The organism is Campylobacter sp. JMF_11 EL3 (assembly GCF_027736965.1).
Lineage (GTDB): Bacteria > Campylobacterota > Campylobacteria > Campylobacterales > Campylobacteraceae > Campylobacter_B.
In genome coordinates this window covers 189,789-203,684 of sequence record NZ_JAOVTJ010000001.1, presented here as the reverse complement: position 1 = coordinate 203,684, position 13,896 = coordinate 189,789, and the positions used below count along the sequence as shown (strand labels likewise).

13 protein-coding genes are annotated in these 13,896 nt (G+C 40.4%); 8 read left to right on the top strand and 5 right to left on the bottom strand.

Annotated elements, in window-relative coordinates; translation table 11 throughout:
- Positions 1-7: 7 nt before the first annotated feature.
- Complete coding sequence (mltG, locus tag OFN67_RS01035) at positions 8-964, bottom strand: endolytic transglycosylase MltG (protein ID WP_270868265.1); 957 nt, start codon at positions 962-964, stop codon at positions 8-10.
- A 107-nt stretch (positions 965-1,071) separates the two neighbouring features.
- On the opposite strand from mltG, the gene OFN67_RS01030 reads away from it, so the two are divergent.
- Both OFN67_RS01030 and OFN67_RS01025 read left to right on the top strand, forming a co-directional pair.
- Complete coding sequence (locus OFN67_RS01030; RefSeq protein WP_270873920.1) at positions 1,072-3,669, top strand: YhdP family protein; 2,598 nt, start codon at positions 1,072-1,074, stop codon at positions 3,667-3,669.
- Entirely contained in the window at positions 3,666-4,730 is a 1,065-nt protein-coding gene (locus tag OFN67_RS01025; RefSeq protein WP_270866446.1) for a tyrosine-type recombinase/integrase, read from the top strand. Before OFN67_RS01030 ends, OFN67_RS01025 begins: the two co-directional genes overlap by 4 nt.
- A gap of 419 nt (positions 4,731-5,149) precedes the next feature.
- Here the strand turns inward: OFN67_RS01025 and OFN67_RS01020 are convergent, their stop codons facing one another.
- Together OFN67_RS01020 and rpsO are read right to left on the bottom strand one after the other, a co-directional pair.
- Positions 5,150-5,971, bottom strand: coding sequence for a hypothetical protein (locus OFN67_RS01020; RefSeq protein ID WP_270861811.1), 822 nt, complete (start codon positions 5,969-5,971; stop codon positions 5,150-5,152).
- A gap of 442 nt (positions 5,972-6,413) precedes the next feature.
- Positions 6,414-6,686, bottom strand: coding sequence for a 30S ribosomal protein S15 (gene rpsO / locus OFN67_RS01015; RefSeq protein ID WP_270858995.1), 273 nt, complete (start codon positions 6,684-6,686; stop codon positions 6,414-6,416).
- Between the two features lie 108 nt (positions 6,687-6,794).
- On the opposite strand from rpsO, the gene OFN67_RS01010 reads away from it, so the two are divergent.
- The 4 genes from OFN67_RS01010 to OFN67_RS00995 are packed head-to-tail and all read left to right on the top strand — an operon-like array spanning position 6,795 to position 9,586.
- The gene (locus OFN67_RS01010) at positions 6,795-7,211 is read left to right on the top strand and encodes an Rrf2 family transcriptional regulator (RefSeq protein WP_270858996.1); all 417 of its coding nucleotides are present in this window, start codon (positions 6,795-6,797) and stop codon (positions 7,209-7,211) included.
- Positions 7,211-8,257: a DHH family phosphoesterase gene (locus OFN67_RS01005; protein WP_270868267.1), complete on the top strand. Its 1,047-nt coding sequence runs from the start codon at positions 7,211-7,213 to the stop codon at positions 8,255-8,257. The genes OFN67_RS01010 and OFN67_RS01005 overlap by 1 nt, the downstream gene beginning before the upstream one ends.
- On the top strand, positions 8,247-8,480 hold the full coding sequence (locus tag OFN67_RS01000; RefSeq protein WP_270868268.1) for a hypothetical protein: 234 nt from the start codon (positions 8,247-8,249) through the stop codon (positions 8,478-8,480). The genes OFN67_RS01005 and OFN67_RS01000 overlap by 11 nt, the downstream gene beginning before the upstream one ends.
- 32 nt (positions 8,481-8,512) lie before the next feature.
- Entirely contained in the window at positions 8,513-9,586 is a 1,074-nt protein-coding gene (locus tag OFN67_RS00995) for a TRAP transporter substrate-binding protein (RefSeq protein ID WP_270868269.1), read from the top strand.
- 32 nt (positions 9,587-9,618) lie between these two features.
- On the opposite strand, the gene OFN67_RS00990 is transcribed toward OFN67_RS00995, so the two are convergent.
- Positions 9,619-9,795: a YgaP family membrane protein gene (locus OFN67_RS00990; RefSeq protein ID WP_270864919.1), complete on the bottom strand. Its 177-nt coding sequence runs from the start codon at positions 9,793-9,795 to the stop codon at positions 9,619-9,621.
- A gap of 182 nt (positions 9,796-9,977) precedes the next feature.
- On the opposite strand from OFN67_RS00990, the gene OFN67_RS00985 reads away from it, so the two are divergent.
- A complete protein-coding gene (locus tag OFN67_RS00985) occupies positions 9,978-10,442 on the top strand; it encodes a hypothetical protein (protein WP_270868270.1) in 465 nt (154 codons plus the stop codon).
- 28 nt (positions 10,443-10,470) lie between these two features.
- On the opposite strand, the gene OFN67_RS00980 is transcribed toward OFN67_RS00985, so the two are convergent.
- Positions 10,471-11,379: a helix-turn-helix transcriptional regulator gene (locus OFN67_RS00980; protein WP_270873919.1), complete on the bottom strand. Its 909-nt coding sequence runs from the start codon at positions 11,377-11,379 to the stop codon at positions 10,471-10,473.
- 106 nt (positions 11,380-11,485) lie between these two features.
- On the opposite strand from OFN67_RS00980, the gene OFN67_RS00975 reads away from it, so the two are divergent.
- On the top strand, positions 11,486-13,774 hold the full coding sequence (locus OFN67_RS00975; protein ID WP_270873918.1) for a hypothetical protein: 2,289 nt from the start codon (positions 11,486-11,488) through the stop codon (positions 13,772-13,774).
- The last annotated feature ends 122 nt before the right edge of the window (positions 13,775-13,896 follow it).

Here is a 13,896-nt window from a genome sequence, read left to right as displayed (position 1 = left end):
CTTTTTGTTATTTTGCGCTTCGCGCAGCTCTGACATTGCGCTCGTGCTCGGCCTGTGTTTTGGCAAAATCATGCAAGCCTGTTTTTTTATTTCGCATGAAATATAAAAATTCAGTGCTTGCTGGCGCAAAGACCGCTTTTATCGCATTTGGCGAGACCACGCACACAGGCTCGTGTGGCAGGCCGTCGTTTAAATATGTATTATAGTGGCTAGTATCGGTGCGGATACGCGCTGGCGTAACCCTAGTATGCGAATACAGCCCGTAATTTAGCGTGCCGTCCATTTGAAGTCGCATGCCAATTTTTAGGCGGTTTTCAATCACTGAGGCTACGATTGGCATTTCATCGGTGTTTGCGGCCTCTTTTTGGATAATCGAAGCCTTGATTAGCGCCTCTTTATAGGCTGTATCGTTGCAATCGGCGCAGTGTTTTTCTCTAAATTCAGCGTGAAATTTATTCGCACTCGCACTTAAAATTTTAATGATATTTTTTTCGTTTTCGTTTTTATTGATTTTATAGGTCTCTGGCACCAAAAATCCCTCGTAAAACGGCGCAGTTGCGTTGTATTCGCTCTCTAAAATTTCAAAACTTAACGCGCGAGATTTGGCTAAATTTTGCAAAAATACTATCGTGGTCTCGCCAGGAATTAGCTTGATTTCGTTCATCACAGGCTTTGCGTGAGCTAGCTCGTATAAAAATCTATATTTTGGTAAATTTTCCGCGCTAAGCTCCAATTCGCCGGTTTTTGCGCCACCATAAAGCGAGAGAAGTCTAGCGTGAGTCTTGCCAAATCTCGCCCCAGTCCCCAGCGAAGATAGGATTTTTACCGCGCTTCCTTGCCCTACTGCGACGATTTTTGGGTTTTGCGCGCTTTGGTGAAAATCCCAGAAAATAACTGCTACGAAAATTAGTAAAATTTCAACTACAAAAGATAAAAAACGGATAAGCCTGCCCAAAGATTGCATAATTTTCCTTAATCAAATTTTGCGAAATTATACGAAAATAAGCCCAAATTTTGCCTAAATTTTATATTATACGCACAAATTTATTTAGCCAAAAGTTTGGAGAGCGTGTGATACGAAAGATAATCTACGGATTTTTTACCATTTTGCTTTTACTTTTTATGAGTGGAATTATCTTTATAAAAACAGGGGTAAAAATCGATAAATTTGAGAATAAATTCGTCAAAATCGAGGGATTTTTTTTAAAGCTTGAAAACAATCTAATCTTGCGCGTAAAAGATCTGCAAATCAACAAAAAAGAGCTCTCAGACGCAAATCCTACGCCAAAAACCACCGCCGAACTTAGAGAAAAAAACGAAAAACTCATCGAATATAGCAAGAAATTTACACTTGCGATGAAATTTTTCGAGGAGATTAATATCCAAAATTTACGCATTGGCGAGGATAAAATCGAGGTTTTATACCACGATGATATATTTTTCATCGACACTCGCTATTTTCGCATAAACGCAGGCCTTAGCCAGCTTAGCAACGGACTAAAAGTAAGCGTAAATGAAATCTCACTCAAAGATTTCAACGCCACGCTTAAAGGCGAGGCTAGCGCGAATTTCAAATCTAGCATTTATGATTTTAACGGCACATTTACTTCGCATGAAATCTCAGGCGAAATTTCTGCGCTAAATATAGGCTCGAATTTAAATTTAGAGATTTCAAACGCCCACGCCACGAGCCTAAAACGCTTTATGGACGAGCTTGGCGCGCTCACAGGCCTCAATCCTCACGCCAAAGAGTGGATTTATGGGCTGGTCGTAGCGCAGAAATACTACATCGACACCCTAAAAATCGCCATTGATTTAGACAATCCCCACGCCGATGAGAAGCGCATTTTCGCAAGAGCTAGCGCACAGGATTTAAATGTGAGTTTTGCTAGCACAGTTTCGCCAGTTATCGCTGATTGCGCTGATATCACGCTAGAAAACGGCACCCTAGATATCGCTATCGGCAATCCGACCTTTAATGGCATTAGCTTAGATGGCTCTGGGGTGAAAATCAAGCAAATTTTTAGCGGAGAGCCGATTGTCGCGCTTGATTTGCGCACCAAAGAAAATATCGGCAAGGATTTGATTGATATTTTAGCATTTTATGGCATAAATGAGCCAGTATATGTCAGCAAGGCCGAGCAAATCGACGCACGAGTGCTAATCGACATCGACCCAGTGCATGAAAGCGCAGTCGTAGATGCAAATGTGAGCCTAAAAAACGGCGAAATTATGATTTCAAAAGCGAAATTTAAAAGCTCGCATGCTAGCGTGCATATCACGGAGAAAAAGCTTGATATCAAAAACTCAAATCTAAGCAATGAAATTTTCAACACCACAGCGGACGGGACTATCGATTTTACCACGCGAAAGGCTAAATTTAGCGGAGAGATAAAAAGCTTTAATATCACGGCTGGGGATAATGAAATTTTAAAATTCTCAAATGTCAAAGACAATCTCACGCTCGATTTTAGCGGGACTGCGCCGATTTTGCACTCGCAGTTTTTAGGTGCGGATATGAGATTTGGCGATAAAATCGACATAAATGTGGCCGAGATAAAAGATCTAATAAATTTTTCCAAAACTCTCAAAACTATCGGAATCACGGGCGGTGATGCGCACATTAGCACGGCTGATTTTTCAAATTTCACAATCACTAGCAAAAATTTGAAATTTGACTTTGGTTTGATAGAAAAAAATGGCAGGTATTACAATAGCGATAGCCTAAATTTAAAGGTCGCAGGAAGCTCGCTAAATGGCGCTATGGGCAATGGCAAACTAAGTTTTAGTAGTGGCAAGACTGGCACAAATATCACGCTCAAAGACCTCGATATCATGATAGATACTAGCGTCCAAACCAGCGAATTTAACTCAGGCTCGAATTCTGCGCGCTCGAAATTTAACTTTTCTGGCACAAATTCATCTGTGATTTTAACCGATATGAACAAAACTATCGACTTGGTGTCGTATTCAGGCTCGCTCTCTGGCAAGGATATGAGCCTAAATGCGAAATTTAGGCAAGGCGATTTTAAGCTAATTTTCAAAAAAAGCCTATTTCAAATTTTCGCGCAAAATATCAGTGGCAGGGAGCTGAATCAAATCATCGGCTCGCAAAGCTTCGATAGTGGAAATTTCACGCTCAAAGCCAGCGGAATCGATCCGAGAAACTATCGAGGGGAGATTTTGGTCGAAAATACATTTTTGAAAGATTATATCGTCTATCAAAAACTCCTTAGCTTCCTAAACTCCGTCCCTTCGCTTCTGGCTTTCAAAACGCCGGATTTTAATGACCGCGGATTTAGCGTGAAAAACGGCAAAATTTACTTCCGTCGCAGCGAGGATAAAATCTATCTAAACGCAATGCAGTTTGAGGGCACGAGCGCAGATATCGCAGGAAACGGCGAAGTAAATCTAAAATCAGGCGCGCTAAATATTGATTTGGAGCTAAAATATCTCAAAGACGCAAGCTCGATAATCTCGAAAATCCCGCTTTTAAATCAAATAATCTTGGGCGAGGATAAAACAATCTCGACTATCATCGAAATCCGAGGCACTATGAGCAAGCCGACTTACTCGACAGCCGTCACCACAGATGTTTTAAAAACACCATATAATCTCATCAAAAACACGCTAATGTTGCCGTTTGTGATCTTTAAGGACGAGAAATGAAACAACCCCTAGACGCCAAAGAAAATTTCGCCTCTTCGCTACTTTTTTGGATGGCTAAATTCGTCAGGTATAAGCTAAGCTCGCTTTCAAACAAAGAGCTTAAAAACGAGGAGCTGTTTAGCAAAACCATAATGGCACTAGCCAAAAATGTCCCAAATATAGGGGCTCTTTCAACCCTAGCCAAAGACGCTAGAAACGCGGGGCTAACGGGCATTAATACATATTTCAACCCGCTTTTTAAGCTCTATAACGCGCTTTTATCCTACGAGCTAGAAAGCATGAAAAATATCGACGAAGAGCTTTTAAGCGAGGTTTTGGCCTCTATCACGGGAGGGCTTAGCGATGCGAGCAAAAAAAACTACCGAATCGCCGTGATAAACTTTTTTGGCTTCATCGACCGCCAAAACGAAACTAATGGCGCCTCGCACAACTACGGAATAGAGCTTAAAAGCTGGGGTGGCGTGAGCGGAAATCGTGGCGTGAAACTGCCTGAATTTCTAAGCGAAGATGAAATTTCAAAATTTATCGGCGCGATAAATAGCGCAGATTTTAAGAAATTTACCCATAGAAATAGATTGATTTTAAAGGTGATTATCTACACAGGGATCCGTGTGGGAGAGGCGATAAACCTGCGCCGCAAGGATATCAGCGAGGACGGGGATTTGTATGTATTGCGGATACGAGGCAAGGGAAATAAATACCGCGTCGTAATGATAAAAAAGCGCCTTATCCAGGGCGATTTGGACGCGTTGGAAACGAATTTTGCAAACAAAGATGATTATGTCTTTACCAACAAAAAAGGCTCGGCGCTCACTCAGGCTTATATCAGCAGAATCGTAGAAAAACTGCTTTTAAGCGTAGGAATTCGCAAGAAAAAAAACGGCGCGCACATGTTGCGTCACACCTTTGCGACCATGCTTTACAAGCGTGAAAAAGATTTGGTGCTAGTCCAAGAAGCCCTAGGGCATGCGAGCCTGAATACCTCGCGCATTTACACGCATTTCGATAATGAAAAACTCCGCCTAGCCGCAATGGTAGCAGAGGACTTTTCTGGTGAGTGAAATTTGGCGTGAAATTTGCGGAATTTGAGCGTGAAATTTTGAAAATTTTTTGATTTGTCATTGCGAGGAGCAAAGCGACGAAGCAATCTACGAGCCTGAAATTCCCTTGCGCTAAATTTGCTGTCATTGCGGGCGAGTATCGCCGAAGCAATCCAGGGAAATTTAAATCAATTTTTATAATTTTAAAATTCTCTCTAAATTTTACTAAATTACTTCACTCACCGTTAAAACAGCTCCTCGCAATGACACGGAATTTGCGTTTTTGCAATTTAAACTCGTAGATTGCTTCGCTTTCTACGAAAGCTCGCAATGACAAAAATTTTTAAAATTCAAGCCCAAATTTTACTTAAAATTTTGCGCAAAATTTATCATAAAATTTCACGCAAATTTCAAACAAAAAGCCAAATTTGACCCAAATTTCAGTCCAAAAGCCTGTCAAATTTGATTTTATAAATTTTATTTAGGATTGTTTGGATATCGCCAAGCGCGCTTTTGTAGCTCTCGATTTTCAAAAAATCATCATAAACGCTAAATTTCGCATACAAATCGTAAAAATTCTCGCCACTTCTATTTGTGATATTTTTCAGCGTCTCTTTGTGCTTTTCTAGCAGGGTCGAAATCTGCCCCGCAACCTCAAATTTAGAGCGTTTAATCATCTCGCTATCCAAATTTTCGTCTTTTGCTTTTTCGGCGGTTTTGGCGGTGTTTATGTTCCACTGCTGGTTTCGCACATCTACGCTCGCAACCCTTCTAGTGTGGTCAGCGTCAAGGTCGATTTTAGTCGGCGCATGGTATTCATCGACGCTGAAATCTTGGCCATTTAGCATGATATCGACGAGGCAAAACATAGTCTCTTTGTCGTTTGCGATGTGCAAAACCTCGATGAGATTGTCGCTAGCGTCGTAAGCCGAGGCATAGACGAAGTGAAACTCCACATCTTTTCGCCCGATTCTGGTTTTGGTATGGCACACGCCCTGATACAGCCTCGGAGCCTTGTCGCCGTAAAACCTAATGCGCCCCGCGCTGAATTTCAAAAATATATCGCCCACATCGCCAAAAAGCACATGGCCAGCTCTAAAAGTATCGACTTTGAGATTCGATAGCGAAATATTGTAGCGTTTGATACGATCGAAATTTTCGTTTGCCACGCACATATCGCAGATTTCTTTGTTTCTGCCTGCCCAAAATGTCAAAATATCCTCGTTTATAAACAGCTCGCTTGCAACCACGCTATCAATCATTTTCCGCCCTTTGTAAAAAAAATAAAGTTTATATTGTATCCCCCCCCTCTTAAAATGGGCTAAAATTTGGAAAATTTGCGAGGAAATTTGAAAATTTTTATTGTTTTTTACTACGAATAAATATAACAAGCAAAGTCGTCAAAACTGAAAAATTTTTATCACCGAATTTATAAAATTTTATAATGCAAAATTTATCTTTGCGATGTTTAATTTTTTTTTATAATAAAAAATTTCAACTTGTATGTCCCATACAAAGCGCAGCACACGCAAATTTTTCGCATAAGATTACTAAATTTTAGGTATAGGCTTTTAAAATTTGAATATAACTGTGTTTTGTGCGTTATAAATTGATGATTATCACTTAAAAATTTTAAATTTTTTGTTATAAAAAAAGCGCATCTAGCGGGGCTAGACGCGCTTTAAGACAAAATAAAAACTGAAATTATTTATCTCTTAAACCAAGTTCTGCAACTAGTTTTGAGTATGTAGCGTAATCTTTGTTTTTTAGATATTTCATCATTCTTTTTCTTTGACCTACGATTTTAAGTAGTCCAAGGCGAGATGAGAAATCTTTTGGATTTGCTTTGATGTGATCTGTAAGATATGCAATTTTTGCAGAAAGTAGCGCGATTTGCACCTCTGCTGAACCTGTATCTTTCTCTTTTCTAGCGAATTTCGCAACTATTTGTGCTTTTTGAGCCGTGTCTAAAGCCATAATGACCTCCTGATCGGTGAAATAAAATAAGCGGTAATTATACTAAATTTACCTAAATTTTTGCTTTTTTTGGGTAAAATAGTCGGATTTATCAAAAAAGGAGAGAAAATGCTCTTTACAAAAGCGTCAGAATACGCCCTACTTGCGATGATTTGCATAGCTCAAAATCAAAATAGTGAGTCTGTGGATGTCGATACGATATCTGAAAAACTTCAAATTTCACGCAGTTTTTTAGCCAAAATTTTGCAAAGCCTAGCTAGAAGCAAGCTTTTAAACTCATTTAAAGGCGCCAAAGGCGGATTTAGCCTAGCCAAAAAACCTAGCGAAATCACTCTGCTTGAAATCATCACAAGCGCCGAAAAACGCAAAGCTTCGATTTTTGATTGCACACAAGAAGGCACCAAAGGCTGCCCAAACGGACGGGCTTTATGTCGCGTAAATCTTATGTTTAACGAGCTTCAAGACAAAGTCGATGAGTATATGCAAAATGTCACCTTGCAAGACATTATCAAAAAAGAGCGTTAATGAAAATTTACCACCTAAGCCACACCGATTTAGACGGATACTCTGCCCAGCTCGTAGTCGCGCACTACATTAGTGGCGTGGAGTTTTTTAACGCAAATTATGGCAAAGAAATCGTCGAAAAATTTGACCAAATTTTGGGCAAAATCGATGAAAATTTGCAAACTAACCCAGACGCAAAATCACTTGTTTTGATAACTGATTTAAATTTACTCCCCGCTCAGTGCGAGAAATTTCAAACACAATTAGCGCAAAAAAACGCCAAAATTTTCTTGCTCGATCATCACCAAAGTGGCGCAGAGTGCGCGCAGAAGTACCCTTGGTATCTGCTAGATAATTCTCGTTGCGCTACCAAAATCACCTATGATTTTTTCAGCGCGATTTTTGGCGAAGACGAAGAGCTAGCGAAATTTGTCAAAGTCGTAAATGCAGTCGATATCTGGCTAAAAGATGAGAGCGAGTTCGAGCTTGGCAAGGTTTGCCTTGGCATGGTTTCAAATGCAAAAGAGATCAACAAAATCATGTTCGAAGAGCAAAGCAGAGAGTATATAAATTTTTTGCTAAATAAAATTTTTGAATTTCAAAATTTAAACGAGCCTCACATCGCCCTAGATGACGCGCTTCACGCTATCAAAAAAAGCTTTTTTAATAGTGAGCGAAACGACACGCTAAGCAACCTAATCTCAGATTATGTCGTAACTCTTCTTGGCGCGCAAAAAGAGAGATTTAGTATCGAATACGAGGGCTTTAAGGGCATTTTGACCTATAATATCGGCAATGTCAGCGTCATCGGAAATGACTTTTTGACGCGCAACCCTGATATGGACTTTTTTATCGATGTAACCTCGAAAAAAACGCTAAGTTTCCGTGCAAACGGCAAAGTCGATGTGAGCGCAATGGCGAAAAATCTACTTGGCGGTGGCGGACACGCGAACGCTAGTGGCGGGATTTTCATCGGCTTTAAGGACGCGAATTCATACGAAGCGATAAAGTCCCAAATCGAACAACTTATAAATTTAAAAACCCAAAAGGCAGACAATGAAATCTGAAAACGAAAATTTAAGCAACGATGATTTAATCTACGAGCTAAATATCACACTCGAAGCCATGCTAATCTACGCTGGCGTCAGGCGCGACAAACTCCAAGCCGCCGCGCAAGCCTATATCGAAAATATCGACGCTGTTTTGCAAAACTCAGACGCGCAGGGTGCAGACGAGCCAATCGCCGTGGTTGAGTTTTTGCGCGCAAACAAACCTGAATTATTTAATTAAAATTTTAAAAAATTTATTGAAGGGAGATTTTTATGAAAAAATTTTTAGTTTTAGCATTTGTAATGCTTTTTTCGACACACGCTTTCGCAGCGGAGAAAAAATACCGCTTGCGCCTAGCTAGCACCTGGGAGAGCACTATGCCTGTCCTTGGCGACGCGGCTAATGAATTTAAAAAATACGCCGAAGAGCTAAGTGGCGGACGATTGGAAATCCGTATCGACACTCCATCAAAACACAAAGCTAGCTTTGGTGTTTTTGATTTCGTCAAAAGCGGTCAGTATGATTTAGGCTATACTTCGCTGTATTACTACAAAGGCAAGGACGCAAAGACCATGCTATGGACTGCCGTGCCATTTGGTATGACTACTGATGAGCAACACGCTTGGTATTATTATGGTGGCGGAAAAGAGCTAAATGACAAAATGTTTAGCGCGTATGGCATGAAGACATTTCTAATGGGCTCAACCGGCATGCAAATGGGCGGTTGGTTTAAAAAAGAGATCAACTCGTTAGCCGATTTGCAAGGCATTAAATTTAGAATTCCTGGCTTTGGTGGCGAGGTAATGAGCAAACTAGGCGCTACGATAAACACTGTCCCAACTGGTGAGCTATTTATGGCGCTAGAAATGGGCACAATCGACGCTGTGGAGTGGGTAAGCCCGGTGTATGATATGCCTCTTGGCTTCCACAAAGTGGCGAACTACTACTACACAGGCTGGCAAGAACCAGCTGGGGATTGCCAAATTTTGGTGAATTTAAAGGCTTTTGAGAAGCTTCCAGCTGATTTGCAAGCTATCATCGAAGCAGCAGCTCGTATGGCTGGCGAAAATTTCCAGAACAAGGGCTTTTATGAGAATTCTAAAATTTGGGCAGAGCTTAAAGCACAGTTTCCAAATGTGCAAGTCCGCAATTTCCCTGCCGATGTAGTCGAGAAACTAAGAAGCGCGACAAATGAAATTTTAGATGAAGAAAGTGCGAAAGATCCGCTTTTCAAAGAGATTTTAGATAGCCAAAGAGCGTTTTTAAAAATCGGCCGCGAGTGGAACAAAATCAGCACAAACGCCTATATCAACAACACTTCAAGCGATTCAAATACTTCGAATTAATTTGTAGGGCAAGCTTGCCCTACTTTTGATTTTTAATTTTGTGGCAGTTTGCAACGATTTAAAAAATAGCACGCAGGACAAAATCCACTCACCCCCACGACAAACGGCACTAGCCCCACTGCGCCCCACCAGCTGTGATAAAACGCCCCAACTACCATGATTATCGCGCCGATTACTATGCGAATCATACGGGTTTTTATGCTTTGCATACTCTCTCCTTTTTTCTAAATTTTACGAATTTGACGCGATTATAGCATTTTAAGAGCGCTCTCATAGTGATAAAATCACCAAAAATTTGTCAAATTTAGAAATTTTCGTGGCTAAATTTGACATAAAAGTGTCTGAAATTTTGAGTAAAATCCAATCGAAATTTAAAGGAAAGGACAAAGATATGCTAAATTTAGACAAATTCCCGCTAGAAATCGGTGCTTTAAAAAGAAAACAAGGCTCAAATGCGTTTGTTAATGATAGCCGTGGAATGGCTTGCCTTATCGATACGCAAGAGAACAAGATTAGTTTTGGACTTTTCAGACCGGCAGGTGCTCATTTTGGCACATTTAGTGTCAAGGACGAAAAAGAAGCTATACAAATAATCAAAGATTTCAAGGTTGGCGATAAAAAAATTACTGATTATTCGCCATACCACGATGATAGTTTAAAAAAAAGAATATCGGATTTAAAAAACGATATAGAATTTCTAAGAGACACGATAATCGATGTGCAAGACAACGAGCGAAATTTGGAGAAAAAAATATCAAATTTAGAAGCGAAAATAGCGGTTTTAGAAAATACGATAATCGATTTAGAGCACAGACTAGATGGCATAAACGATAGGCTTGAAGCTAGTTATTTGTAAATCGCACGATAAAGCAAAGTTTGCAAGACTAGCTTATCTCCCCCAAATACCCCGCGATTTCCGCCTTTATCTCGTCATTTAGCCAGGCTGGTTCGACGACCTTGATATGTGGCAAAAACCGATAAATCAGCGGTTTGACCTCCATAGGATTGCTAAACCCAAACTCAATCTCGATCGAGCCGTCCTCGCACTCCTTTGTAAAATCGCAGTTGATATATGGTTTGCGCCTAAAATACTTCGCGATCACTTCATCTATCCACAGCCTCGCCCTATACTTGTCTTCTAGCTCGAACCACACCGAGCGCGCCTGTTTTATACGCTTTTGCACCTGCACAGATGTTTTGAAAACCTCGGGCGTGATTTTTATATTTTCGATATCTTTGAAATGAAATTTCTTAAACCTATCCCCTTCGCCGCAGTCGAACATAAACAAATACCAAAACCCCTCCAAAAACGCGATTTTTAGGGGTTTTGCTCTGAATTCATGCTTGCCGTAAGTGCAATTGATAATATTTTTGTTTTTTATCGCTTTTTGGACAAGGCTAAATTTTTCTATTGATTTTTTATCCAGCTTTTCGTTGCCAAAAAACGCCAAAATCTGCTCGTCCATGCCTCCAAGTAGCCCAGAAATCAGCTCGCTATTTTTGAAATAAAAATCAGAGGATATGTTTTCGCACAGACTTGCTATCAGGCTTAGCACCAGCCTCTCCTCATCGCTTAAATCCCGCATTTGCGCGCTAGGGTCGTATTTCCAGCTCCACCCCTCTTTTACCACGCCATAATCCCTTAAAATCTCCATATCTCTGATTATCGTCTTTGCATTGACACCGAAAATTTGGGCTAATTCTTGCGTTTTTGCGGGGCGGGATTTGACGAATTCAAAAATTTGATTTAATCTTTTATTTTTTTTATTTTCCACTTGTTTTAGCAGTAGCATGAAAAATCCTTGAAATTTATTAAATTTGCCCTATTTTATCAAAATTTTTGGCATAAAATTTTAATCTAATGCGATAAAATCGAAGAAAAATTTTAAAGGGCAGATTATGAAATATATCATAGGAATTTTGGTTTTTATCGGATTGATTTTCGGCGGGGTTTTTGCGCTACTTTGGAGCGATTTTGGCAACTCTATCACTAAGCCTCATATCGAACGATACATTAGCGAGAAAACGGGCTTTGATATTAAACTCGAAAAATTCGACCTTAACTGCGATGATTTCGACATTACAGCGCTAGTTAATGGCGAAATTTCGGCGCATTTGGTTGGCAAATACGACATTTTTTCCAAAAGCTTCGACACAAACTACGAGCTAAATGCAAAAGATCTAAAAAGCTTTGGCGTAGCACTTGACGGGGAAGCGATTTCGCTAAATGGTCGCGTGCTAGGAAATATGCAAAAAATCAGCGCAAACGGCGCAGGACGGGCGTTTGATAGCGATGTGAAATTTCTAGCTAATCTCACAGATTTTATGCCCACAGACCTGCAAATCGTAGCGCCAAATTTAAATGTCGCCAAAATTTTAGCCGTGGCAGGTCAGCCACTTTACGCCACTGGAAATGTCGCCATTAACTCCAATATCATCGCCACAAACGGCGCACCAGAGGGCAGTGCAACCATAAAATCGCAAAATTTATTGCTAAATGAAAAGGCGCTAAAAGATCTAAACATAACTATCCCAAGTGGCGTTAAAATCGCGCTAAACTCCGATATCAGCGTGAGCGAGGGTATCGCCAAAGCCACGAGCGAAATCAGCTCAAATTTGGCAAATTTAAGCGCAAAAAATAGCATTTTTGATATGCAAAAACGCACCCTTCAAAGCGATTTTACCCTAAGTGTGCCTGAGCTTAAAAATTTAGCCAAAATCATAAATTTCGAAACCTCTGGCGATTTACTCGCTAGTGGCGAGCTAATCAGCGATTTTAAGGATTTCACGCTAAAAAACACAAACATAAACGCCTTTAAAAATGGGCTTAAAGCCGTGATAAATGGCGCGTATAATGCGCCCAGCAAAGACGGCAAAGCAAGCGCAAATTTCGCTATTAGCGACTTTGCTAAACTCTCTCACATCACAGGGCAGAAATTTTCAGGCTCTGGCAAGGGCGTGGCTGATATCACGCTAAAATCGGGCAAACTAGCTAACCTAGCCCTAAATCTCGACGCGCTTGGCGGAAATTTGATAGCTAGTGGCAACCTTAGCGCGCTAAGCGTGCGCGCAAAATCGCTAAATTTGGCAGTTATAACCTCATTTTTGGGCATGGAAGCTATCGGAAATGGCGCGATAAACGGCGAAGCTAAGCTAAACCTCGCCTCTGGCATAAATGGCGAACTTAGCGCAAATATCGCTAATGGCGTGCTTTATAAAAAATACCTCGACAAACTTAGTGGCAAATCTTTCCCAAACGATACGAAATTTAGCCTAAATTTGGGCGCAAATATCAAAAACTCGCTTGCGAATTTTACCGCCAAACTTGGCTCAGATTTAGCGAATTTCGACAAAATAACAGGCACTTATAATCTCAAAACTAGCACTCTAAACGCCGATTATGGCGTAAATGTGCCAAATTTAAGCAAGATGAAATTTCTAACTGGCATTGAGCTGTTTGGCAAATTTAACGCAAACGGCAAAATTGATTACAAGCCTAAAAATTTCGCCGTTTCATTTGCGTCAAATATCCTTGGCGGGGCGATGAACGGCAAAATGATAAACGATGATGTCAGCGTCAAACTCACGAAATTCGCAGTCAAAGACCTGACCGATATGCTTGGTGTGCGCCACATTTACGACGGCGTTGGGGACATGGATTTTAGCTACAACACAAAGACCAAAAAGGGTAAATTTAACTCACTCATAAATCAAGGACGCCTCAAAAGTAGCGATTTTATGGGCGTTGTAAGCAAAATTTTAGGTCGCGATTTAGCCGGCGAAGTTTATAATAATGTAACGCTTGATGGCACAATCGTGCAAAATTTAATCACTTTTAACACAAATATGAGCGCACAAAAAAGCAAGCTAAATGTGAGCGGGGGCAAATTTGACACCCAAAGCAAGCAAATCAATATCCCGGTTAAGGCAAATATCGAAAAAACGGATATTAGCGTCCAAATCACCGGCACCACGCAAAACCCAAAATATAGCGTCGATTCTGCGTATTTGAAGGATAAATTAAACAAAGAAATCAGCAAAGGTATCGACAAACTCTTAGGCGATAAGGGGTCTAAATCAGGGCAAAACACTGGCGCGAATTCTAGCGCGCAAAATAACGCCAAAGAAAAAAGCCGTGAAGACAAGGCAAAAGAGGCTGTTAAGGGGATTTTAAGGGGGCTGTTTTAGCACAAAATTTGGCTAAATTTTAAAATTTAGCCAAATTTTAAAATTTTTAAAATTTCAAAAAATTTCGGCGCAGTATTTTGCAAGCCAAAATTTAAACAAAACGCAAAATTTCAAAATTTCAA

Excerpts from the sequence above, each read along its gene's own strand:
- OFN67_RS00995 (WP_270868269.1), top strand. The coding sequence starts at position 8,513 with ATGAAAAAATTTTTAGTTTTAGCATTTGTAATGCTTTTTTCGACACAC.
- OFN67_RS01000 (WP_270868268.1), top strand. The coding sequence starts at position 8,247 with ATGAAATCTGAAAACGAAAATTTAAGCAACGATGATTTAATCTACGAG.
- OFN67_RS01025 (WP_270866446.1), top strand. The coding sequence starts at position 3,666 with ATGAAACAACCCCTAGACGCCAAAGAAAATTTCGCCTCTTCGCTACTT.
- OFN67_RS00975 (WP_270873918.1), top strand. The coding sequence starts at position 11,486 with ATGAAATATATCATAGGAATTTTGGTTTTTATCGGATTGATTTTCGGC.
- OFN67_RS01010 (WP_270858996.1), top strand. The coding sequence starts at position 6,795 with ATGCTCTTTACAAAAGCGTCAGAATACGCCCTACTTGCGATGATTTGC.
- rpsO (WP_270858995.1), bottom strand. The coding sequence starts at position 6,686 with ATGGCTTTAGACACGGCTCAAAAAGCACAAATAGTTGCGAAATTCGCT.
- OFN67_RS01005 (WP_270868267.1), top strand. The coding sequence starts at position 7,211 with ATGAAAATTTACCACCTAAGCCACACCGATTTAGACGGATACTCTGCC.
- OFN67_RS00980 (WP_270873919.1), bottom strand. The coding sequence starts at position 11,379 with ATGCTACTGCTAAAACAAGTGGAAAATAAAAAAAATAAAAGATTAAAT.
- OFN67_RS00985 (WP_270868270.1), top strand. The coding sequence starts at position 9,978 with ATGCTAAATTTAGACAAATTCCCGCTAGAAATCGGTGCTTTAAAAAGA.
- OFN67_RS01020 (WP_270861811.1), bottom strand. The coding sequence starts at position 5,971 with ATGATTGATAGCGTGGTTGCAAGCGAGCTGTTTATAAACGAGGATATT.
- OFN67_RS00990 (WP_270864919.1), bottom strand. The coding sequence starts at position 9,795 with ATGCAAAGCATAAAAACCCGTATGATTCGCATAGTAATCGGCGCGATA.
- mltG (WP_270868265.1), bottom strand. The coding sequence starts at position 964 with ATGCAATCTTTGGGCAGGCTTATCCGTTTTTTATCTTTTGTAGTTGAA.